A 22,081-nucleotide genomic window follows, 5' to 3' on the forward strand; every position below is an offset into this window, starting at 1 on the left:
ACTTCACGTCGTCGGTCGGCACCGACACCCAGACTGTCAACCAGGCGTCGACGACGACGGCGGTCTCCACGTCGCCGGACCCGTCGGTGGTCGGAGAGTCGGTGACCTTCACGGCGACGGTCTCGCCGGTCGCGCCGGGTGCGGGTACGCCCACGGGCACGGTGACGTTCGTGGCGACGGATGGTGTGACCACGGTGGCGCTGACCGGCTCGCTCAGTGGCGGTACGACCAGTGTGAGCACCAGCGGTCTGGTGACCGCGGGCACTTACAACGTGACCGCGACCTACAGCGGTGACGCGAACTTCACGTCGTCGGTCGGCACCGACACCCAGACTGTCAACCAGGCGTCGACGACGACGGCGGTCTCCACGTCGCCGGACCCGTCGGTGGTCGGACAGTCGGTGACCTTCACGGCCACGGTGGCCCCGGTGGCGCCCGGCAGCGGCGTCCCGACGGGCACGGTCACGTTCGTCGCTACGGACGGTGTGACCACGGTGGCGCTGACCGGCTCGCTCAGTGGCGGTACGACCAGCGTCAGCACCAACGGGCTGGTGACCGCGGGCACTTACAACGTGACCGCGACCTACAGCGGTGACGCGGACTTCACGTCGTCGGTCGGCACCGACACCCAGACCGTGGGTCAGGCGGCGACCACGACCACGGTCTCCACGGCTCCGGACCCGTCCGTCGTGGGGGAGACGGTGACCTTCACCGCGACCGTCGCGCCGGTCGGGCCGGGGGCGGGTACGCCGACCGGCACGGTCACGTTCGTGGCCACCGACGGGGTGACCACGGTGACGCTGACCGGCACCCTCAGCGGCGGCACCACCAGCGTCAGCACCAACGGTCTGGTGACCGCGGGGGCTTACGCGGTCACGGCGACCTACGGCGGCGACGCCAACTTCCTCGGTTCGGTGGGCGCGGACACCCACGTCGTGACCCAAGGGGCGACGACCACCACGCTGACGTCGGCGCCGGACCCGTCGGTGTTCGGGGAGACGGTGACCTTCACGGCCGTCGTCGCTCCGGTCGCACCGGCCACCGGTACCCCGACCGGCACGGTGACCTTCGTCGTCACCGGTGGCCCGACGCTGACCGCCACCCTGTCCGGCGGCACGGCGACCGCCACCACCAATGCGGTGGCGGTGGGGACCTCCACGGTCACGGCCACCTACAGCGGTGACGCCTCCTTCACCGGTTCCGCCGGCACCGACACCCAGACGGTGACGCAGGCGGCGACCACGACCACGGTCTCCTCGTCGCCCGACCCGTCGGTGTTCGGGGAGACGGTCACGATCACCGCCACGGTCGCCCCGGTGGCGCCCGGTTCCGGGACGGTGACCGGAACGGTGACCTTCACCATCGACGGAGCGGGCGGCGGAACGCAGACCGCCACCGTCTCCGGGGGCGTGGCCACCATCACCACCAGCACCCTCGAAGCCGGACCCCACAACGTCTTCGCCACTTACAGCGGAGACGCCAACTTCACCGGTTCCACCGGCACCGACATCCACACGGTCAGCCAGAGCGCGACCACCACGACCGTGACCTCGTTCCCCGACCCGTCCAACGCCGGTGACACGGTGGCGTTCCTGGCCTTCGTACAGCCCGTGGCGCCCGGCAGCGGAACCCCGACCGGCACGGTGACCTTCACCGTCACCGACGGGGTGACCACCGTGACGCTGACCGGCACGCTCGACGGTGACGGGGTCGCCGCCGCCAGCGCGCCGCTGGCCACGGCGGGCACCTACACCGTCACGGGCGTCTACGCCGGTGACACCAACTTCACCGGCTCCTCCGACACCGACACCCAGACCGTCAACGGCGCCTGACGCGCCGCTCCCTGCCCGCCGCGCCGGGCCGTCCTCACCCGAGGGCGGCCCGGCGCCCGACTGTCGCTTCGCCTCGCCCCCCGGCCCCTCCCCATCACCCCTCCCCATCACCCTCCCCCTCGCCTCTCCGCCCGCTTCGTCCGGGACCGTCGCGGATGCCCGGGGCCTCGTCGCGGGGCGGATCGCACCGCGTTGCCAGCGGCCCGCGGGCGCCGTCTACGCTGTCCGTGCTCAGACAAAGATCCACGGGGGAAAGGCGAAATCATGGCCGAGAAGGCACGCCGGAGGCTGCGGTCCAGCACGGTGATCCTGGGAGGCATGGGCGCGCTCGCCGCCGCCCTCACGTCCTGCGGCTCCGAGCCCGACAAGCGCTGCGTCGACCGCAACAGCTACGACGCGATCAAGGGCTACCGCGTCGTCGACTCCAAGAACTGCTCGGCGAGCGGCAGCTCCTCGTCCGGAAGCAGTGGTTCCAGCAGTGGCGGATACGGCAGCGCCGGCCGCGGCAAGCAGCGCGTCGACGGCCAGTGGTACTACGACCCGAGCAACAAGGGCGGCTCGTACGCCGACAGCGGCACGTTCAGCAAGAGCACGGCCGTCAACCGCGGCGGCTTCGGCTGCTCGGGCTCGCACGGCAGCGGCGGCGGCCGGCACGGCTCCTTCGGCGGCTGAGCGGACGCGGCCGGCATGCGACGCCACACCATCGAGCCGCGCCCCGACTGGCAGCAGACCGTCGAGGCGCAGGGCCTGATCTACCCGCTGACCCGTTACCCGGACGACTCGCTGCGCCCCTACTGGGACGAGAGCGCGTACTACTCCTTCACCCTCCCCGAGGTCGAGGCCCTGGAGGAGGTCGTCGAGGAGCTGCACGGCATGTGCCTGGCCGCGGCCGCGCACCTCGTCGAACAGGACCGCTTCGCCGACCTCGGCATCGAGGACCCGCGCCTGGCCGGGCTGATCGCCGAGTCCTGGCGCCGCCGCGACGAACTCCCCTCCCTCTACGGGCGGTTCGACCTGCACTACGACGGCAGCGGCCCGGCCAAGATGCTGGAGTACAACGCCGACACCCCGACCTCGCTGGTCGAGGCCGCCAGCCCGCAGTGGTTCTGGATGGAGGAGCGCTTCCCCGGCGCCGACCAGTGGAACTCCCTCCACGAGCGGCTGGTGGCGGCCTGGAAGCGGCAGGCCCCGCTGCTGCCGCCCGGCGCACCGCTGCACTTCGCGCACTCGGCGGGCGACGAGCTCGGCGAGGACCTGATGACCGTCGCCTACCTGGAGGAGACGGCCCAGCAGGCGGGCCTGGAGACGGTCGCCATCTCCATGGAGGACATCGGCTGGGACCGGCTGTCGGGCCGCTTCGTCGACCAGCGGCTGCACTTCATACGGGCCTGCTTCAAGCTCTACCCGTGGGAGTGGCTGGCCACCGACGACTTCGGCCCGCACGTCCTGGACACCCTCGACAACGGCGGCGGCACCGGCTCCACCCTCTGGATCGAACCCGCCTGGAAGATGCTGCTCTCCAACAAGGCGCTGCTGGCGATCCTGTGGGAGCTCTACCCCGGCCATCCGAACCTGCTGCCCGCCTACCTCGACGGCCCGCGCGAGCTGGCGCACACCCGGGGCTACGTCGCCAAGCCGCTGCTCGGCCGCGAGGGCGCCGGCGTCACCCTGCACGAGCCCGGCGCCGAACCGGTCCTGCGGGGCCCCGACGACCCCTGCTGCTACCAGGAACTGGCCCCCCTGCCGGACTTCGACGGCAACCGCGTCGTCCTCGGCGCCTGGGTCGTCGAGGACGAGGCCGCGGGCCTCGGCATCCGGGAATCGGCGGGGCCGGTCACCGACGAGTATGCGCGGTTCTTGCCGCATGTGATCCGCTGAATCGGCCGGGGCGACCGGCCAGTGGGAGGAGAGCCCTCGGCATTCGCGACTACTTGTTGTCGCTTTCCCCGCCACTGGGTTGCGGGTCGCGGGTCGCGCGGTGTGCGACTGAAGTGCCTCATGTTGGCCGGTGAGGACAACGTTCGCGTTGCCCGGTACGGACGGCCAAGGACCGTGAAACACTGTGAGTATGCGTTTCACCAATGATGAGGAGACGGGGTGCCTGAGCTCGGAGGCTTCGTCCCGGCAGGCATCACGTGACACCGTAACAGTGGAGATCGTCTATTCCCTTTTCACCGGGGCGATCATTGCCGCACTGCTATTTTTTGCAGTTGCCTCTCCCGCATTCATCTGGGAATTAAGCAGAGGGTGGCATTCGGCTGTGATGGGGATGGCTTCGGCGCTTGCGGTGGGGGGTTTTGTCTACAGGGTGGTGTCGGTGCTTGTGCGGCTGAGGAAAGTGGCGGAGTGAAAGGCGCGGAGGCTCCAGTAAATGGAGCGCTCCGCGCCTCTTTGCTACGCTACGCCGTTCCTGTTGATCCCACAGTATTCCAGTGGTCCGTTGGCTCCACTCGTCAGGCAGGTCTTGAGTATGACCTTGGTGCCTTCCGGGAGGTCCACGTTCTCGCGGACCATGCGGCTCCGCGGTCGGCGGGCTGTCGTTCCGGCGACTCAGATTGCCATGGCTTCGACGTCGTCCGGGGCATCCTGGCCGAGAGCGGTCAAGCGCCCGCCCCGGCTCCTGGCCACCCGGCGGACATCGGCAAGGCTTGCGGTTAATTCCACGGCCAGCAGGTGCAGTTCCCCGGGCGTCCAGGCCCGTGCGGCAAGCACTTGGCGGGCCTCGTCGAGGAGATCGTCGGCCGAGCTGAGCTGTTCCTCCTCCATCTGGTCGGCGATGCGGGAGACATATCCGGTCCCGTCGCCTGCCACGAAGCACGGTTTGCCGTCCGGGCCGGTCCACGGCAGCAGCCGGACGAAGACCCGCGCTGTAGCGTGGGGCATGTCGTCAACTCCCTTGTAGTTGAGGGCCACGCCCCCGGGCCGTCCACCACGGTCGCGGGGGTCCTCACTGCCGTGCGAGGAGGGCCCTTCCTCGCTCTAGGCAACCGCTCCGCTACGCCCAGCGGTACGGTGGCAGTGGAAGCGGCTTTTAAGAGCTTTAAGTGCTCGTGCACCGCGGGGAGTTGAGGGCCAGTGGGCACTCGGGAACCGAACCGGCACCTTGAACGGCTCTACCGGCAGACCGGCTGGACGCTGCGACAGTTCGTCCAGGCCGTGAACCGCATCGGCACCGAGCGGGGAACCCCGCTCAAGTACCGCGAGCCGTCGGCCCATCAGTGGCGCCAAGGGCACCTGCCGAAGGAGCAGGTCAGACCGCTGATCGTGGAGGCCCTGGCGCGGAAGCTGGGACGTCCGGTCACGCATGCCGAGGTGGGATTCCCCGCACCGGTCAATAGCTCCGATGCCACTCCGGGCACGGTTGAAGGGCTGATCGATCTCGGCACGGGAGATATGGACCCGTCGCGTCGCAGCGTCCTCGGTATAAGTCTTTTTTCCGTTGCGCTGACGGTACCCAATTGGCCGGATGTGGTAGGCAGAATGGAAACCGTTCAGAACGGCCGGCCCCGGCGCATTGGCATGCCGGAGGTCGACATGGTCATTGCCATGACCGAACGAGTGTCAGAACTGGACGACCAATTCGGCGGGCGCCATGCCCGTCCGATGGCAGCGGCTTTCTTGGTGAACACAGTTGCCCCGTATCTACGGGCTGACGCCTCCGAGCCGGTACGCAAAGCGATGATGTCGGCTGCTGCTGATCTGTGCTATCTCACGGGGTACATGGCGGTGGACGAAGGCGTTCACGGCCTTGCGCAACAGTATTACCTCAAGGCGTTGGAACTTGCCGGAGCAGCAGAGGATCACTTGACGTACTGCACAACGCTTCGGGGAATGAGTGTGCAGGCGGTTGACCTACGGCACGGCAGGCAGGCAATGCGGCTCGCTGACGCTGCGGCTGCCGCTTCTCCGCAAGCCGGCCCGCGAATGCGAGCCTTCCTTGCCGGGCAGCAAGCGCACACCTCCGCACAAATCGGCGACCACAGCAATGCGCTGATGTACCTACGAGAGGCCGAGGTGGCCATGGAGAGGGCTGAGTCCAGGGGGAAGGCGTTCGGCTCATACGATCCGGCAGCCCTGAATTACCACACCAGCCAGGTCCGGTACGAACTCGGCGATGTTCCCGGCTCCATCAAGGCCATGCAGGAATCGGACAAGGTGCGCTACAGCGTTTACCGTCGCGCTCGCGTACGCCATCGCGCCACCCTGGCCGAGCGGCAACTGGAAATCGGCCACCTAGAAGCAGCATGCGCAACATGGCATCTCGCCCTGGACGATTACCCTCTGGTGCAGTCGGGGCGGGCAGATCAGCGCATGCAAACAATGTTCAAACTCATCCGCCCCCACCTCAAGAACCACGCCGCCCGGGAACTCCACGAACGCGCCCGGCTCGTCACCCCGGCCTCACTCCTGGCCTAGGAGGGGCACGGGCCCGGGCAGAACGTACGCCGGCCTCAGCCCTGATCTATGAGCACAGGGCCGCCGAGCGTCCGCATGTCGTAGGGGTGGAGCCAGGGGCCCCAGGTGCCGGCCTCGATCGCGTCGATCGCTGTCAGCGCGTCGGATGCGTTCTTGCAGCGGGGGTGCTGCACGGCAAAGGCCGCGAGGCGGGCGCGCAGGGTAGGCAGCCAGGCGGCGATGAGCTGTGGGTCGCCGTCGTACCACCAGGTGAACTTCAGCTCTTCCCAGAGGAGTTCGGTGGCCCAGCCGAAGGCGAGACGGACCACACCGGCGTCCGCTTCGGGACCGGCGAGCCCGGCGATGTGGTCCAGCCACGGCTCCAGGGAACCCGTCGCATGAGCGATTCCCTCCATCAGACGGGTGATCTCCCAGTACGGCCGGCCGTCGGTCACGGCGACATGCAGCAGCGCCCGGAAGGCCCGCCCGACCGCGGCGCGCTCGGCCACGGGCCAGTCCGCGAGCCGGGCACCGCGGCGGCCGAGGCGCCCCATCACATCCGACGGGTCGGTGCCGTCCCCATCCGGTCCCCAGCGGCGCAGCGCACGAGGGATGAAGCGGCGCCACAGGACGGAGTATTGGTCCTCGTCCCAGTGGCTGGCGACCTCACACATGAAGTGCCCAAGAAGATCGTCCGGCACATCGGCAGGGTCACCGCCGAGCACGCGCAGCTCCGACTCCGGAGTGCAGTAGGTGCACCCGTCGACCGGACCGTCGAGCCCAGGTGGCGACGCGAAGACCTCGTCCACCTCGGCGAGCGCGTCGCGCCACAGGGTGTACGCGGCGCGTGCAGGGGGCTCGGACATGCAGGGACCTACCGGAGGACTCCGCGCGGCCGACACCGGCGAAGAGCGCGACGCTACCAGCAGGCCGGCCGATGGGCGCAAGGGGGACTTGTCCGGGCGTTCATGCGCGGAGCCAGACCTGCCGGACGGACCACCCGCACCGCAAGCCGCCGCCCGCAAGCCGCCGCCCGAAGGCCCTCCGCCCCTACCCCTCCAGCACTCCCCGCAGTTGGTCGAGCCCCCAGTCCAGGTCCTCCTTGCTGATCACCAGGGGCGGGGCGATCCGGATCGTGGCGCCGTGGGTGTCCTTGACCAGGACGCCGCGCGCCATCAGCTGTTCGGAGACGGACCGCCCGGTGCCGCGGGAGGGGTTGATGTCCACGCCCGCCCACAGCCCGCGGCCGCGCACCGCGTCCACCGTGCCGTCGCCCACCAGCAGCCCCAGTTCGCCGTGCAGATGCTCGCCCAACTCCGTGGCCCGCTGCTGGAATTCACCGGTCCGCAGCATCGCGATGACCTCCAGCGCCACGGCGCAGGCGAGCGGATTGCCGCCGAAGGTCGAACCGTGCTCGCCGGGGGCGAAGACGCCCAGCACCTCGCGGGAGGAGACCACCGCCGAGACCGGCACCACGCCGCCGCCCAGCGCCTTGCCGAGCACGTACATGTCGGGCACCACGCCCTCGTGCTCACAGGCGAAGGTCCGGCCGGTGCGGCCCAGACCCGACTGGATCTCATCGGCGATGAACAGCACGTTCCGGCTGCGGGTCAGCTCCCGTACGCCCGCCAGGTAGCCCGGCGGCGGCACCAGCACGCCCGCCTCGCCCTGGATCGGCTCCAGCAGCACCGCGACCGTGTCGGCGTCGACGGCGGCCTCCAGCGCGGCGAGGTCGCCGTACGGGACGATCTCGAAGCCGGGGGTGTACGGGCCGAAGTCGGCGCGCGACTCGGGGTCGGTGGAGAAGGAGACGATGGTCGTCGTCCGGCCGTGGAAGTTGTTGTCCGCGACGATGATCTTCGCCCGGCCGTCCGGGACGCCCTTGACCTGGTAGCCCCATTTACGGGCCGTCTTCAGCGCCGTCTCGACCGCCTCGGCGCCGGTGTTCATCGGCAGCACGAGCTCCATGCCGCACAGCTCGGCCAGCTGGGTGCAGAAGTCCGCGAAACGGTCGTGATGGAAGGCGCGCGAGGTGAGCGTGACCCGCTCCAGCTGTGCCTTCGCCGCGTCGAGCAGCCGGCGGTTGCCGTGCCCGAAGTTCAGTGCGGAGTACCCGGCGAGCATGTCCAGGTAGCGGTGGCCCTCGACGTCCGTCACCCAGGCGCCCTCGGCGGTGGCCACGACGACGGGCAGCGGGTGGTAGTTGTGCGCGCTGTGGGCTTCGGCGGCCGCGATGCCGCGTTCCGTGGACGTCACCGGTGACTCCGTTCGGTAGACCGTGCGGGGCGCGGACCGTGCCGCGTCCCTCTCCATTGTTGCGCTCGCCCGGACCGTCCGGCCTGCGAAGATCCGCCGGACACGGCCGCCCGGGTGTCCTAGACTCTGCGATGCGCACCGCGACTGGCGTACGGGGAAGCAACCTCGAGGAAGCGGTGTGCGGCAACCACCACGAGGTGCCGCCCCGCCTGGGCACCCCGGGACCACGACCGGCAACACCGATCGACCGCCCCGGAGGACGCCATGTCACAGCCCCGCATGTCCCAGCCCCTTTCGCATCCCGCGCTGAGCGCCGCCGACCCCGAACTGGCCGCGCTGGTCGGCGCCGAGGAACAGCTCCAGGCCGACACGCTGCGGCTGATCCCCAGCGAGAACTACGTCTCCGCCGCCGTCCTGGAAGCCACCGGCACCGTCCTCCAGAACAAGTACAGCGAGGGGTACGCGGGCCGTCGCTACTACGAAGGCCAGCAGAACATCGACCAGGTCGAGACGCTGGCCGTGGAGCGCGCCAAGGCCGTCTTCGGCGTGGAGCACGCCAACGTCCAGCCGTACTCCGGCTCGCCCGCGAACCTCGCCGCCTACCTCGCCTTCGCCGAGCCCGGCGACACCGTGCTGGGCATGGCGCTGCCGATGGGCGGCCACCTCACGCACGGCTGGGGGGTGTCGGCCACCGGCACCTGGTTCCGCGGCGTGCAGTACGGCGTACGCCCGGACAGCGCGCTGATCGACTTCGACGAGGTGCGCGACCTCGCCCGCAAGGAACGCCCGAAGATCATTTTCTGTGGCGGCACCGCCGTCCCCCGCACCATCGACTTCGCCGCCTTCGGCGAGATCGCCCGCGAGGTCGATGCCGTCCTCGTCGCCGATATCGCGCATATCGCCGGCCTGATCGCGGGCGGCGCCCACCCCTCGCCGGTGCCGCACGCGGACGTCATCTCCACCACCACCCACAAGACCCTGCGCGGCCCGCGCGGCGCGATGCTGATGTCCCGGGCGAGCCATGCCAAGGCCGTCGACAAGGCCGTCTTCCCCGGCCTCCAGGGCGGCCCGCACAACCACACCACCGCCGCCATCGCGGTCGCGCTGCGCGAGGCGGCCGCCCCGTCCTTCCGTGACTACGCGCATGCCGTCGTCGCCAACGCCAAGGCGCTCGCCGAGGCGCTGCTGGCCCGCGGCTACGACCTGGTCTCCGGCGGCACCGACAACCACCTGGTGCTGATCGACCTCACCTCGAAGGACGTCCCGGGCAAGGTCGCCGCGAAGGCGCTGGACCGCGCCGGGATCGTCGTCAACTACAACACGGTCCCCTTCGACCCGCGTAAGCCCTTCGACCCCTCCGGCATCCGCATCGGCACCCCGTCCCTCACCTCGCGCGGGCTGGGCACGGACCGGATGCCGCTGGTCGCCGAGTGGATCGACCGCAGCGTCCGGGCCGCGGCGAAGGGCGACGAGCAGGCGCTGACGGTGATCCGTGGTGAGGTCGCGGAGCTGATGGCCGCCTACCCGGCGCCGGGGCTGCCGACGGCCTGAACGGGCGGCGCGAACGGGCGGCCCGAACGGGCGGGGTGAACGGACGGCGTAGTGGGGCCCGTCCGGCGCCCGACCGGCCCCGACCGGCTCACGGCAGACCGCGGCCCCCGACCGGCTCACCGGCCGTGCTCAGCCGGTGAGCCGGTCAACAGGTCAGCCGGTCACCAGCTCAGCCGGTGAGCCGGACCGGCAGGACGTCGGTGCTGTTGCCGATGAAGCTCGGGTGCGGCGGCAGCTCCGCGTCCGGGACGGCGAGGTCCAGTGCCGGGTAGCGGGTGAAGAGCGCCTCCAGGGCGACGGTGGCCTCCAGCCGGGCCAGTGGCGCGCCCAGGCAGTAGTGCGGCCCGTGGCCGAAGGACAGATGCCGGGTGGCGGGCCGCCGGGTGACATCGAACCGGTCCGCGTCGGGCCCGTACGCCGCCGGGTCCCGGCCGGCCGCCGAGTAGGAGGCCAGCATCGGGGTGCCCCGCGGTACGACCGTGCCGCCGAGCTCCAGGTCCCGGACCGGGTAGCGGAACGGGAAGTGGGCGACCGGGCTGTCGTGCCGCAGTGTCTCCTCGACCACGTCGTCCCAGGTCGCCCGCCCGGCCCGGACCAGCTCCAGCTGGCCGCGGTCGGTGCACAGGGCGCGTACCGCGTTGGTGATCAGATTGAGCGTGGTCTCGTGCCCGGCGATGATCATCAGCAGCAGGGTGCCGACCAGCTCGCGTGCGCTCAGCCGGTCGCCGTCCTCCTCCTGGGCGGCGATCAGCGCGCTGGTCAGATCGTCGCCGGGGTCCGCCCGCCGGGCCTCGGCGACCTGCCCGAGGACGGCGGTGATCTCCCGGTTGGCCGCCTGCACCTCGGCCGCCGTGCCGGTCGTGCCCACGATCAGGTTCGACAGCTCGTGCAGCCGGTCGCGTAACGCGGCGTCCACGCCCAGCAGTTCGCAGATCACGCTCATCGGCAGCGGATAGGCGAAGTGCCGGCGCAGCTCCACCGTGCCGTCGGCCGCGGCGGCGCCCGGCAGCCCGTCCAGCAGTCCGGCCGTCAGCGTCACGACCCGGGGCCGCAGGTCCGCCACCCGCCGCGCGGTGAACACCTTGGTCACCAGGCCGCGCAGCCGCCGGTGGTCCGCACCGTCGGCCGTGGTCATCCCGTCGACGGTGGCGAAGGTGGTGAGCGGCCAGCCGGGCGGCACGGTGCCGTCGTGCAGGGCCGTGAAATGGCAGGCGCTCTTGGCGACTTCGGGGTGTGCGAGGACCTCCCGCAGCACCGCGTGGTGGGTCACGGCCACCGCGGGCACCTCCCCGGGCAGGACGACGGGGACCACCGCCCCGGCCTCCCGCAGCAGCGCATCGGCCGCGGCCCGGCCGGCGCCCCCGGGGGCGAGCCGGTGCGGCGCCCCGCCCCCGGAGTGCGCGGGACAGGAGGCGGTGCCGGACGGGGGCGCGGGAGCGGGGAGGCGGGCATCGTCGGAGATCGGCTGTCCGTCGGTCATCCGACCCACGATTCCAGCTGTCGCCCGCCCCGAACAGGTCGCCGCGAACCGGCGCCGCGGCGCCGCAGGCCGACGGGCCCGGTCACCGCATGGGCCACCACGCGCCGGTTCCCCTCCCCGACCTGAGACAATCGAGGCATGGCTCTCCAGCGTCCACGTGTGCTCTCCGGCATTCAGCCCACCGCCGGCTCCTTCCACCTCGGTAATTACCTCGGTGCGGTACGCCAGTGGGTGGCGCTCCAGGAGTCCCACGACGCCTTCTACATGGTGGTCGACCTGCATGCGATCACCGTTCCGCAGGACCCGGCGGAACTGCGCAGCAACACCCGGATCGCGGCCGCCCAGCTGCTGGCCGCCGGTCTCGACCCGGAGCGCTGCACGCTCTTCGTCCAGAGCCATGTGCCCGAGCACGCCCAGCTCGCCTGGGTGATGAACTGCCTCACCGGCTTCGGCGAGGCGTCCCGGATGACCCAGTTCAAGGACAAGTCCGCCAAGCAGGGCGCCGACCGCACCTCCGTCGGCCTGTTCACGTACCCGATCCTCCAGATCGCCGACATCCTGCTCTACCAGGCCCACCAGGTCCCGGTCGGCGAGGACCAGCGCCAGCACATCGAGCTGACCCGCGACCTCGCCGAGCGCTTCAACAGCCGCTACGGCGACACCTTCACGATGCCGGCGCCGTACATCCTCAAGGAGACGGCGAAGATCTACGATCTCCAGGACCCGTCGGCCAAGATGAGCAAGTCGGCCGCCAGCCCCAAGGGCCTGATCAACCTCCTCGACGAGCCGAAGGTCTCCGCGAAGAAGGTCAAGAGCGCGGTCACGGACACCGACACGGTGATCCGCTACGACGCCGAGAACAAACCCGGCGTCTCCAACCTCCTCACCATCTACTCCACCCTCACCGGCCTCTCGGTCCCGGAGCTGGAGCAGAAGTACGAGGGCAAGATGTACGGCGCCCTGAAGACCGATCTCGCCGAGGTGATGGTCGATTTCGTCACACCGTTCCGGGACCGTACGCAGGAATATCTGGACGACCCCGAGACGCTGGACGCCATCCTGGCCAAGGGTGCGGAGAAGGCCCGCGCGGTGGCCGCCGAGACCCTCGCCACCACCTATGACCGGCTCGGATTCCTGCCGGCCAAGCACTGACGCCACCCCCTCGCGCGGCGGGCCACGGCCGGCCGCGCGGACCCCGCCGAGCCAGGGGGCCCCGCCCGTGGGCCCCTTGTCCGCTCGCAACAGGACCGGGGACGCTCCCCGATAAGGGCGCGCACCCGGCACACTAAGAGGGTGCGCGAGCGCGCCGCACACACGTCAGGAGGGAGAACGCAGTGGGGACCGTAACGCTGGGCGTTTCGATCGCGGTCCCGGAGCCTTACGGCAGCTTCCTCCAACGGAAGCGCGAAAGCTTCGGGGACCCTGCCGCACCCGGCATCCCCACGCATATCACCCTCCTCCCGCCGACGGAGGTACGGACCGAGGCGCTGCCCGCCATCGAACGCCACCTCGCCGAGGTCGCGGCCGGCTGCCGCCCCTTCCCGCTCCGCCTGGAAGGCACCGGAACCTTCCGCCCGCTCTCCCCGGTCGTCTACGTCAAGGTCACCGACGGGGTCGCGGGCTGCACCGCCCTCCAGGCCCGGATCCGCGCCGCCTCCGGCCCCTGCGCCCGGGAGCTCCAGTTCCCGTACCACCCGCATGTGACCATCGCCCACGGCATCACCGAAGAGGCCATGGACCGCGCCCAGGCCGGGCTCCGGGACTTCACCGCGACCTGGACCATCGGCGGCTTCGCGCTCTACGAGCAGGGCGCGGACGAGGTGTGGCGCCTGGAGCGGGAGTACCCCTTCGGGCCCCGGACGGCCGCCGTCCCCCGCCAGGCCGCCGATCTTTCCCGCCCGCCGGCGCCCTCCTGCTGACGGCCGCCGCCCGCCGCGGGGCGCGCATCAGCCCGCCCCGGTCCGCGATGGCCGTACGGCACGTATGAGCGTGCCCGTTTCCGGGGTACCCGGACGCTAGTGTTCCGGAATCGCCGGAACCGCCGGAACACCCGGAGCGCCGGCCGCCACCCCTGCCCGACCCGGCGGCCGACCGGGCACGAGGGGAATGCCATGAACTGGTTGAGCACACTCCCGGTGATCGGACCGGCCGTCCGCCGGCTGATGACCACGCACCTCTGGCGCGCCTACGAACGCATGCTCCGGGTGCACTGGACCAGGCTCGCCGCCGCGATCACCTTCACCAGCTTCGTCGCGCTCTTCCCGCTGCTCACCGTCGCCGCCGCGATCGGCGCCGCGCTGCTCAGCGACGCCCGGCTGCACTCGCTGGAGAACAAGCTCGCCGAGCAGCTCCCCGGCCTCTCGGACCGGCTCGACATCGCCGGACTCGTCGACCACGCGACCACCGTCGGCCTGGTGGCCGGTGCCGCGCTGCTGCTCACCGGCATCGGCTGGGTCGAATCGCTGCGCGACTGCCTGCGCGCCGTATGGGAGAAGCCCGACGAGGACATCAACTTCTTCCTCGGCAAGCTCCGGGACGGCGCGCTGCTGCTCGGCGTGGGCGGCGTCGCCGTGCTCTCCCTGGCCTGTTCGACGTTCGCGTCCGCCGCGGTGGGCAAGGTGGCGGAGGCGATCGGCCTCCCGGAGGGCGGCATCGGCAGCGTGCTGCTCTCCGTCGCCGGATTCGTCATCGCCGTCCTCGCGGACTTCCTGCTGCTCGCCTACATACTGACCAGGCTGCCCGGCGTCCATCCGCCGCGGCGCGCCGTCGTCGTCGCCGGCCTGCTCGGCGCGATCGGCTTCGAGCTGCTGAAGCTGCTGCTCAGCGGCTATCTCCAGGGCGTCGCCTCACGCAGCATGTACGGCGCCTTCGGCACCCCCATCGCCCTGCTGCTGTGGATCAACTTCACCGCGAAGCTGCTGGTGTACTGCGCTTCCTGGACGGCCACGGACGGGGAGCGGCACGGGGAGAGCGAAGAGCTCAAGGTGCCGGAGGGGCCGGAGGGGCCAGAGGGGCCGGAGCGGCCGCGGGAGGCGTAGCCCGTCTCCCGCGGCCACCCCGCCCCAGCTCCCGCCCCCCGACGCTCACTTGCCGGCCCGAGGGTCACTCGTGGAGCCGGCGACGCTCACTTGCCGGACCGGCGCCGCCCCCGTACCAGCTCCGGCAGCGGCCAGCGGCGGTGCACGGCGAAGGCCACGGCGCCGAGCAGCGCCAGCGCCCCGGTGGTGAGGCCCAGCGCCGTCCAGGCGCCGCTCTTGGTGCCGGCGCCGTCCAACGCGGCCTGGGCGCTCCGGTCCCCCTTGCCCTTGCCCTTGGCGCTCACCGCGCCGGTGCCGTCGTCCTCGCTCCGGGGGCCGACGAGCCGGCCGACCGGCTCCACCTTGTCGGCCGCCGCGAAGCCCCAGTCGAGCAGCTTGGCGGCCTCCCGGTAAGCCTCGTTGTGCTCCTTCTTCTCCGGGTTCATGACCGTGACCAGGAGCTTGCGGTCGCCGCGCTGGGCGACGCCGGTGAAGGTCGACCCCGCGTTCGTCGTCGAGCCGTTCTTCACCCCCGCGATGCCCGGATACGGCTTGATGTCGTAGTCGCCGCTCAGCAGCCGGTTGGTGTTCTGGATGCCGAACGTCGCCCGCTTGCCGCCCTTGCCCTTGTCACCGGGGAACTGCGCGCTGGCCGTCGAGCAGTACTCGCGGAAGTCGGGGTTCTGGAGCCCCGACCGGGCGAACAGGCTCAGGTCGTACGCGCTGGAGACCTGGCCCGGCGCGTCATAGCCATCCGGGGTCACCACGTGCGTGTCGCGGGCGTTGAGCTCCTTCGCGCGGCGCTGCATCTGCGTGACGGTGGCCTTGGTCCCGCCGTTCATCGCCGACAGCGTGTGCACCGCGTCGTTGCCGGACCGCAGGAAGACCCCCAGCCACAGGTCGTGGACCGAATAGCTCAGGTTCTCCCTTATCCCGACGAGGCTGCTGCCGGCGCCCATCCCCGCGAGGTCGGCGGGCTTGACCGTGTGCTTCTGGTCCTTGGGGAACTTCGGCAGGACCGTGTCGGCGAACAGCATCTTCAGCGTGCTGGCCGGCGCCAGCTGCCAGTGGGCGTTCTTGGCGGCCAGCACCTTGCCGGACTCGGCGTCGGACACGATCCACGAACGGGCGGTGAGGACGTCCGGGCCCGGCAGCTTCGGCGCGCCGGGCGTCTGGGCCACCTGGACGCCGGGCGTACCCAGCCGGTCCCCGCCGATCCGCGACATCTTCGCCGGCGGCTTGGGCGCCTTGGGGGCCTTGGGGTCGGCGTGTGCGGTGCCGGCCAGGAGCGGGGTGGCCAGCAGCCCGGAGGAGGCCAGTGCGGCGACGGTGCGCAGGGGGAAGCCGTGTCGCGCCGCACGTCCGGCGTTGCCGGTCGTGGCCGAGGCGTTCGGGGCGGTCGGGTCGGTGGAAGCCGTGGAAGCACAGAAGGTCGTCGGCACGTCGGTGAACGTACCCGCCTTTGTCCGGGACGCCGACAGCACCCCACGGAAGAGTGCCCCTGCCGACCGCCGGATGGAGCCGCTGCCCATACTGGGACGTATGAAGCTCTCGCGCCCCGTGTCCTGGTTCCTGCTCGCCTTCGGGGTGTGGAGCTGGTTCATCTGGAGCAACCGGACACCCTGAGAACTAATCGGTTGCGGGCAGTCCCCGCAGGTCAGAGGGTGTTGGCATGTCAGATGATCGGGAGAACTGGCCATTCGTAGACCTCCTGTTGCGCAAGTCGAAGCGGGTACGGGACGGGGAACTGACCCTGTCCATCCGGGCACAGGAGGACCGGGGGAGGGCGTGGGCGGACGCGAACCGGTACCGCGTGCGCAAGGTGTGGAAAGAGAATCTGTCCGCCTGGTCTGACGTGGAGCGTCCAAAGTACGACGCTGCTATGGATGCAGTCCTGAACGCTGAGGTTCCCGCCCTGTGGTGTTACGCACTCGACAGGTTCAGCCGCAAGGGCGCTGAGGCGGTCGTCCCGATCCTGGGCAAGGCGCGGGTGGTCTTCGACTACGAGGGCCTGGACTCGATGAACGAGCGGGACCGCAAATGGATCATCGATAAGGCAGAACAAGCCCGCGATTACTCCAATCGCCTTTCCTATAACGTGTCGAGCACGAAGGCTAAGCAGCGCAATGAAGGGCGTTGGCTTTCCCGTGCCCCCTTCGGGCTAAAGGTCAACAAGAAGACCGGTAAGCTTTCGCCAGACAAGAAAAAATCCAAAAAGCGGTCGTATTCCTATTGGAGTATCGTCCTCCGGATTTTCACGGAGATAGCCGACGGGAAATCTGCGCGAGGGCTTGCGCGGGATTTCAATGGCGAGGGGATTAAGACGGCATGGGGTAACGCATGGCGTGCTGAAAGCATTCGCTATATCGTCATCAATCCGGTCTATGAGGGCTGGCTTACGGTAAGCGTCAACGGTCGCCCCACTGCCTACCGAGACGAAAATGGTAAGCGCGTCAAGGTAGCAGCCAAGAAATCGGAAATGATTCCGAAGAAATTGGCGGAGAAAGCTCAGCGGGTTCTGAGTGGCCATCAGATTCTAGACAACACGCCAAAGGAGGGGCGTAGTAAGCATCTGCTTGCGGAGCGCGTCGGCTGCATATCGTGCAAGTACGCAATGACCCTGAACGGAGTGTCGTACGTCTGCTCAGGGGCTGATTGCCAACTGCCCGCATCGGTTATGCGGACCCTTCTCGAAAAGCATGTTCTGAGGCTGTGGTTCGCCAGACTCGATAACGCGGAACGAGATGACCCCATTCTGACTGTAGTGGCTCAGCGCTGGCATGCACTCACGCGACCGAAGGAAGCGAAGGGTATACGGGAAGCGACGGCTGCCCTGCGTGAGGCAAAATTCGCGCTGGAGAAATTCCATGCGGACGACCGGGCGGGCTTCTATGAGGGACGCTCTGCGAAGTACCGAATTCCTGCCAAGGTCAAGGCTGAGGAACGGCTTACGGCAGCCGAGAAGCGCGTAGCGAAGCTATCTGGCGGGGCTGTGGATATAACGTTCCTGATGTGGGGGCAGGCCGAGAAGGCGTGGAATAAGGCGGATGACACCTTGAAGCGGGAACTCCTGGGGTTGGCCATAGACAGGGTGTACGTGGCCAAGGCGCCGAAAAAGGGAGTCAGGTTCGATGGTGATTCCCGGGTGGTGATCGAGTGGGCAAAGCCCGATGAGGAGGACGAGGCGCCGACGCTTGCGGCGTGACCCTCAGTGAGGACCACAGGCCGGCTCCGTGAGGTGCGTCACTCGCTAGCTGCCTGTGGCCACTCGCCAGGCAGCCCCCGCAGCTAGGACGCGCCTCACCGGCCGGCAGGGCGTGATGTGATGCAAAAGAGCTGCATCTCTGACCTACTTCCTTGGAAGATCCACATAGGAAGTAGTGCAGAGATGCAGTTTTTTTGCATCACCCGCACCGGCAGGGCTCCCCTATCTGCATCCGCTTGTAACCGTCCCCAGACAACTAAGACGTGAGCGGGAGCCGTTCCACGCGCCAGCGCGTAGACGTGGACGTGAGAGTGAACCCGTTCCGGCCTCGTCCGTAGTGGGCCCTCCCAGGTACCGCCTGGTTGAGATGGCCCCCGGACGGGGCCCTTGATCTCCTGTGTGCAGTGTGCGGAGTGCACCCGGCCCTAGTACCTGGCCCTGGCGAGGGTTAGGGAACACGGCGGGAGCGTGGGTTCGACCCCCACCACACAGGCCCCCTGACCGGCTCACGCGGCGGCGATGGGGGATTGACTCCGTCCGCCAAAATGCCGACCAATGGCCTGGCAGCAGACGGCTGGTAAGCGTTCCCACTCCTGGGACAGTGTCACCAGGAGTGGGGATTGCAAGGTCCCGTAGCTCAGTTGGCGAGAGCGCCCGATTGTCGATCGGGAGGACGCCGGTTCAAGTCCGGTCGGGGCCGCTCTCTCCCGCCGGCGGGGGTATGCGATGACATACGAAGAGATCTGCAAGCGGTTCGACCACCACCCTCCGCGGTGCGAGCAGACCGCAGAGCTTCACGCGCTTGTGCGCGCGGAGGTCAAGAGGTTGGCTGTGGCGCTGAACGAACAGCTTCCGGATGACCGGGAAAAGTCGGTGGTCTTCATGAAGCTGGAGGAGGCCCTTATGTGGGCCAACGCCTCCATTGCCCACGGGTGTTGCCTGTGTGTGCAGCCCACGATGCCGCCGAACGCCTGCTAGTCGCGCCCGGGTAGCTCAGGACCGGAACATGTTCCGGTCTCACGGACGACATAGGGAGACAGCTTGTCTATGTGGTCTGTGGCCTGGCTGGGGTGGCTTGCTGCCTTTGTGGCACTGGAGACCCCGGCTCTCCTCAACAAGAGGGCGGGCGACACCTTCAGCGAGCACGTGTGGAACTGGGCCGGTGTCACAGGGCGGGGCCCGCTGGTGAAGGTACGGCGTACGGCCCTGTTGCTGGGGCTGGCCTGGCTGGCGACCCACTTCCTGACAGGGGGATGGGTGTAGCCAGCGGGAGAGGGGAGGCGCTATGGCGTGGGGCACGAGCAACCGCCGGCAGCGTCTCCCCTCGAACTGGCCAGCCCTGCGAGCGCTGGTGCTACAACGCGATGGCTACCAGTGTGTGGCTGTCTTGGTTGATGGGGTGCGGTGCACCGAGCCGGCCACTGATGTGGATCACATCAAGTCCGGTGATGATCACAACCTCATCAACCTTCAGGCCCTGTGCTCATGGCATCACGCACGCAAGAGCGCGCGTGAGGGACACGAGGCGAACAGGGCGAAGGCGCGACCCACGCGGCTGCGGGCGGAGGCTTCACACCCTGCGGAGCTGTGACCTGGGGGTATGCCCCCTTGGCCTTGGCCTCCGGATCGCAAGCGTATAGCAGCTCAGATCGTGTACGGGTTCCAAGGTCGTCAGACCCCGGCCCGTGCGACCCCGATCGGTTTACCGGCTCGTCCACCAGGCGGCACCGGTACCGGCGGCAGTAGTCACCAGGGTCACCAGCCACATAGGGATGCGCTGGATGGTTAAGTGCAGTCCTCCACAACGCAGTTCGAACTGTGGCGCGGTGGGGGTGCTGTTGGCCCTTGAAGTCATGACTTCATGGGAGCACGGGGCAGGCGAGTTTGTATGCGCATAACCCGTTGGTCGTTGTTGGTCGGTCGGCATGCCGATATCGGACCACGCTCCAAGACGCAGAGCCATAGGAGAGCGGTAGTCCCGGTGGTAGTCCCGCGGGCGTCTCGCCCCAACAGCAGCGCTATCGGCTCGCTCACTTGGTGGGTCTTGCCTGTCGTACGTCATGCCCCCACCCCATAGGGACCGGGAGTGAGCAACCAGAGCCTTCGCCGTGAACTTCGTGAATCTCGGCCGCTAAGCGTGAAAAGGCGTGAAATCCCAGGTGGGCGCCCCCCATGCCTCGATCTGACCATGGGGTGCTCAAAACTTCTTGGATGTGTGCTGTAGGGGGTGACACCATGCCGGGCCCTGTCCCGAAGCGATCGGATCAGCGTCGAAGGCGCAACAAGGGCGACGGCCCCGACGTGGTGAAGGCTCCTGGCGGAGTCACCCCGGATGTGCCGCCGGCGGACGAGGATTGGCACCCGATCGCCGGGCGCTGGTACGCGTCCCTGGTCCAGTCCGGACAGGCGCAGTTCTACGAGGCCAGCGACTGGGCGACCGCCCTGTATCTGGCGGAGGCCATGAGCCGGAACCTCAACTCCGGCAAGTTCTCCGCCCAGTTGCTACAGGCGGTGCTGTCCGGCATGACCGATCTCCTGACAACGGAGGGTGCCCGGCGACGGGCCCGCGTAGAGCTGGAGCGCGAGAGCGGCGCTGACGACCCGCGAGAGGCCGCCCGCGTGACGCTCATGGATTCCTACCGCAAGGCCGCCGGCTCTTCCGACGGCTGATGCTGGCCGCCCCTGCGAGCGGTGACGTTCGGGGAGGCGTGCCAATGACCGCTGTCGCGCTTGAGCCGGTACGCACCTGGCCGGACAGCGTGCCGCCGGAGAATCGCACGCTGGGGTGGGAAGTCCTGGAATGGACTTCGCGCTACCTGTTGCAGCCGGACGGCCCCGATGCCGGCCAGCCGTGGAAGTACACCCCGGAGCAAGTCCGCATCGTTCTCCGCTGGTTCGAGATCAACGAAGCTGGCGTGTTCGTACGCCGGCAAGGCACGATCCGGCGCCTGAAGGGCTGGGGCAAGGACCCGTTCCTGGCGAGCCTGGCCCTGGTGGAGTTCTGCGGCCCCTCCCGTTTCGGCGGCTGGCGGCCGGACGGGACTCCGTACGCGGTGCCACATCAGGCTCCGTGGGTCCAGGTGGCGGCCGTCTCGCGAGACCAGACCCGCAACACCATGCGCCTCTTTGGGCCCATGTGCTCCCCGGAGTTGATCGAGGAGCACGGCCTAGACCTGGGTAAGGAGATCATCTACTCCGCCCGGGGCGGCGTGATCGAGGCGGTTACCTCCTCTCCGCGAACGCTGGAGGGTGGCCGCGCCACTTTCGTGATCTTGAACGAGACGCACCACTGGATATCAGCGAACCAGGGCCACGAGATGGCCCAGACGATCGCCGGCAACGTCGGCAAGTCCCGCGGTGGCGGCGCTCGAACCATGGAGATCACGAACGCCCCGCTGCCCGGTGAGGACAGCGTGGCGGAACAGACCTGGCACGCCTGGAGCAAGGTAGCCGAAGGCAAAGCCCGGGACTCCGGCGTCTACTACGACAGCGTGGAGGCCCCGCCGGTTGACCTGGCGGACCCCGACCAGCTCCGCGCCGGCATCATCGCGGCCCGCGGGGATGCCACTTGGCTGGACGTGGATTGGATCGTCTCCACGATCTACAGCGGTGTTATGCCGCGCGCCCGGTCACAGCGCATGTTCCTCAACCAGTTGGTGACCGCGGAGGACCAGCTCATAGCCCCGGAGGACTGGGACGCCTGCGCGAGTGACGAGGCGCTACAGCCCGGGGACGAGATCACACTTGGATTCGACGGGGGCAAGAGCGACGACTCCACATGCCTCGTTGCTGTCCGCGTACGGGACCGGCTGGTCCAGCCCCTGGGGGTCTGGGAGCGCCCGGACGGCCCGGCCGGCGACGGCTGGGAGGTGGACCGCCACGAAGTGGACGGAGCGGTCCGCAACGCCTTGGAGCGGTACGCCGTGTCTGCGTTCTTCGCAGACGTGGCCCTGTGGGAATCGACCATCGACGCATGGTCGGAGGACTACCGGGACCGCCTCCTGGTCCGCGCCTCCACGCACTCCGCGGTAGGCCGGGACATGCGCGGCGGGCTCCAGGAGCTGACGGTGGCCAATGAGCGCCTGGTCTCTGCGATCGAGAACGGCCAGATACGACACGGCGGAGCTTCGTCTCCCCTTGGTCGCACTCTGCGCCGGCACGTTTTGAACGCCCGGCGCCGGCCCAACAGGTTCGGTCTCTCCTTCGGCAAGGAGAGCCGGGAGAGCGGCCGGAAGGTGGACGCCTATGCGGCCACCCTGTTGGCGGATCTTGCCCGCCACCGACTCCTTGAGTCCGGAAAGCAACGGCCCCGCGAACGCTCCGGGTCCGTGTTCTTCTTCTAGCG

At 69.1% G+C, this 22,081-nt stretch carries 19 protein-coding genes, 1 tRNA gene and 1 riboswitch; of the genes, 15 read left to right on the forward strand and 5 right to left on the reverse strand.

All coding sequences use genetic code 11. The features are described from left to right. Positions 1-101 precede the first annotated feature (101 nt). The 4 genes from ACFWJW_RS00515 to ACFWJW_RS00530 all read left to right on the forward strand — a co-directional run bounded on the left by ACFWJW_RS00515 (position 102) and on the right by ACFWJW_RS00530 (position 4,182). Positions 102-1,832 carry a beta strand repeat-containing protein gene (locus ACFWJW_RS00515; protein WP_387233417.1) on the forward strand — a complete coding sequence of 577 codons (1,731 nt, stop codon included), beginning with the start codon at positions 102-104 and terminating at the stop codon, positions 1,830-1,832. Between the two features lie 264 nt (positions 1,833-2,096). Then, on the forward strand, positions 2,097-2,504 hold the full coding sequence (locus tag ACFWJW_RS00520) for a hypothetical protein (RefSeq protein ID WP_387232741.1): 408 nt from the start codon (positions 2,097-2,099) through the stop codon (positions 2,502-2,504). Positions 2,505-2,519: 15 nt separating this feature from the next. Beyond that, entirely contained in the window at positions 2,520-3,710 is a 1,191-nt protein-coding gene (locus ACFWJW_RS00525; RefSeq protein ID WP_387232744.1) for a glutathionylspermidine synthase family protein, read from the forward strand. Positions 3,711-3,900: 190 nt separating this feature from the next. Further along, the gene (locus ACFWJW_RS00530; RefSeq protein WP_387232745.1) at positions 3,901-4,182 is read left to right on the forward strand and encodes a DUF6332 family protein; all 282 of its coding nucleotides are present in this window, start codon (positions 3,901-3,903) and stop codon (positions 4,180-4,182) included. 200 nt (positions 4,183-4,382) lie between these two features. Here the strand turns inward: ACFWJW_RS00530 and ACFWJW_RS00535 are convergent, their stop codons facing one another. Next, positions 4,383-4,715, reverse strand: coding sequence for a hypothetical protein (locus ACFWJW_RS00535; RefSeq protein WP_387232748.1), 333 nt, complete (start codon positions 4,713-4,715; stop codon positions 4,383-4,385). A 192-nt stretch (positions 4,716-4,907) separates the two neighbouring features. Between ACFWJW_RS00535 and ACFWJW_RS00540 the strand changes: the two genes are divergently transcribed. Further along, entirely contained in the window at positions 4,908-6,248 is a 1,341-nt protein-coding gene (locus ACFWJW_RS00540) for a tetratricopeptide repeat protein (protein WP_387232750.1), read from the forward strand. Positions 6,249-6,283: 35 nt separating this feature from the next. On the opposite strand, the gene ACFWJW_RS00545 is transcribed toward ACFWJW_RS00540, so the two are convergent. After that, the gene (locus tag ACFWJW_RS00545; protein WP_387232752.1) at positions 6,284-7,093 is read right to left on the reverse strand and encodes a hypothetical protein; all 810 of its coding nucleotides are present in this window, start codon (positions 7,091-7,093) and stop codon (positions 6,284-6,286) included. Positions 7,094-7,277: 184 nt separating this feature from the next. Further along, on the reverse strand, positions 7,278-8,483 hold the full coding sequence (rocD, locus tag ACFWJW_RS00550; protein ID WP_387232755.1) for an ornithine--oxo-acid transaminase: 1,206 nt from the start codon (positions 8,481-8,483) through the stop codon (positions 7,278-7,280). A gap of 130 nt (positions 8,484-8,613) precedes the next feature. After that, positions 8,614-8,705: riboswitch (ZMP/ZTP riboswitch) on the forward strand. 57 nt (positions 8,706-8,762) lie between these two features. On the opposite strand from rocD, the gene glyA reads away from it, so the two are divergent. Next, complete coding sequence (glyA, locus tag ACFWJW_RS00555) at positions 8,763-10,034, forward strand: serine hydroxymethyltransferase (RefSeq protein ID WP_387233420.1); 1,272 nt, start codon at positions 8,763-8,765, stop codon at positions 10,032-10,034. Between the two features lie 169 nt (positions 10,035-10,203). On the opposite strand, the gene ACFWJW_RS00560 is transcribed toward glyA, so the two are convergent. Further along, complete coding sequence (locus ACFWJW_RS00560) at positions 10,204-11,514, reverse strand: cytochrome P450 (protein ID WP_387232758.1); 1,311 nt, start codon at positions 11,512-11,514, stop codon at positions 10,204-10,206. Between the two features lie 138 nt (positions 11,515-11,652). On the opposite strand from ACFWJW_RS00560, the gene trpS reads away from it, so the two are divergent. The 3 genes from trpS to ACFWJW_RS00575 all read left to right on the forward strand — a co-directional run bounded on the left by trpS (position 11,653) and on the right by ACFWJW_RS00575 (position 14,552). Further along, on the forward strand, positions 11,653-12,666 hold the full coding sequence (gene trpS / locus ACFWJW_RS00565; protein ID WP_387232761.1) for a tryptophan--tRNA ligase: 1,014 nt from the start codon (positions 11,653-11,655) through the stop codon (positions 12,664-12,666). Positions 12,667-12,848: 182 nt separating this feature from the next. Then, positions 12,849-13,433, forward strand: a complete 585-nt coding sequence (locus ACFWJW_RS00570) for a 2'-5' RNA ligase family protein (protein WP_387232764.1) — start codon at positions 12,849-12,851, stop codon at positions 13,431-13,433. A 192-nt stretch (positions 13,434-13,625) separates the two neighbouring features. Further along, positions 13,626-14,552 (forward strand): YihY/virulence factor BrkB family protein, encoded by a 927-nt coding sequence (locus tag ACFWJW_RS00575; protein ID WP_387232767.1) that lies wholly within the window; start codon positions 13,626-13,628, stop codon positions 14,550-14,552. A gap of 86 nt (positions 14,553-14,638) precedes the next feature. On the opposite strand, the gene ACFWJW_RS00580 is transcribed toward ACFWJW_RS00575, so the two are convergent. Beyond that, positions 14,639-16,063 carry a D-alanyl-D-alanine carboxypeptidase family protein gene (locus ACFWJW_RS00580; protein WP_387232770.1) on the reverse strand — a complete coding sequence of 475 codons (1,425 nt, stop codon included), beginning with the start codon at positions 16,061-16,063 and terminating at the stop codon, positions 14,639-14,641. 140 nt (positions 16,064-16,203) lie between these two features. Here ACFWJW_RS00580 and ACFWJW_RS00585 point away from each other — a divergent pair, with 140 nt between their 5' ends. The 6 genes from ACFWJW_RS00585 to ACFWJW_RS00610 all read left to right on the forward strand — a co-directional run bounded on the left by ACFWJW_RS00585 (position 16,204) and on the right by ACFWJW_RS00610 (position 22,079). Continuing rightward, positions 16,204-17,736, forward strand: a complete 1,533-nt coding sequence (locus ACFWJW_RS00585; RefSeq protein WP_387232773.1) for a recombinase family protein — start codon at positions 16,204-16,206, stop codon at positions 17,734-17,736. A gap of 626 nt (positions 17,737-18,362) precedes the next feature. After that, positions 18,363-18,436 (forward strand) — tRNA-Asp (locus ACFWJW_RS00590). 26 nt (positions 18,437-18,462) lie between these two features. Beyond that, entirely contained in the window at positions 18,463-18,714 is a 252-nt protein-coding gene (locus tag ACFWJW_RS00595) for a hypothetical protein (RefSeq protein WP_387232775.1), read from the forward strand. A gap of 69 nt (positions 18,715-18,783) precedes the next feature. Then, positions 18,784-18,999 carry a hypothetical protein gene (locus ACFWJW_RS00600; protein WP_387233423.1) on the forward strand — a complete coding sequence of 72 codons (216 nt, stop codon included), beginning with the start codon at positions 18,784-18,786 and terminating at the stop codon, positions 18,997-18,999. Positions 19,000-20,037: 1,038 nt separating this feature from the next. After that, the gene (locus tag ACFWJW_RS00605) at positions 20,038-20,406 is read left to right on the forward strand and encodes a hypothetical protein (RefSeq protein ID WP_387232777.1); all 369 of its coding nucleotides are present in this window, start codon (positions 20,038-20,040) and stop codon (positions 20,404-20,406) included. Between the two features lie 44 nt (positions 20,407-20,450). Then, the gene (locus ACFWJW_RS00610; RefSeq protein ID WP_387232780.1) at positions 20,451-22,079 is read left to right on the forward strand and encodes a terminase; all 1,629 of its coding nucleotides are present in this window, start codon (positions 20,451-20,453) and stop codon (positions 22,077-22,079) included. The last annotated feature ends 2 nt before the right edge of the window (positions 22,080-22,081 follow it).

This window comes from Streptomyces sp. NPDC127097, from assembly GCF_042724075.1.
Classification (GTDB): Bacteria; Actinomycetota; Actinomycetes; order Streptomycetales; family Streptomycetaceae; genus Streptomyces.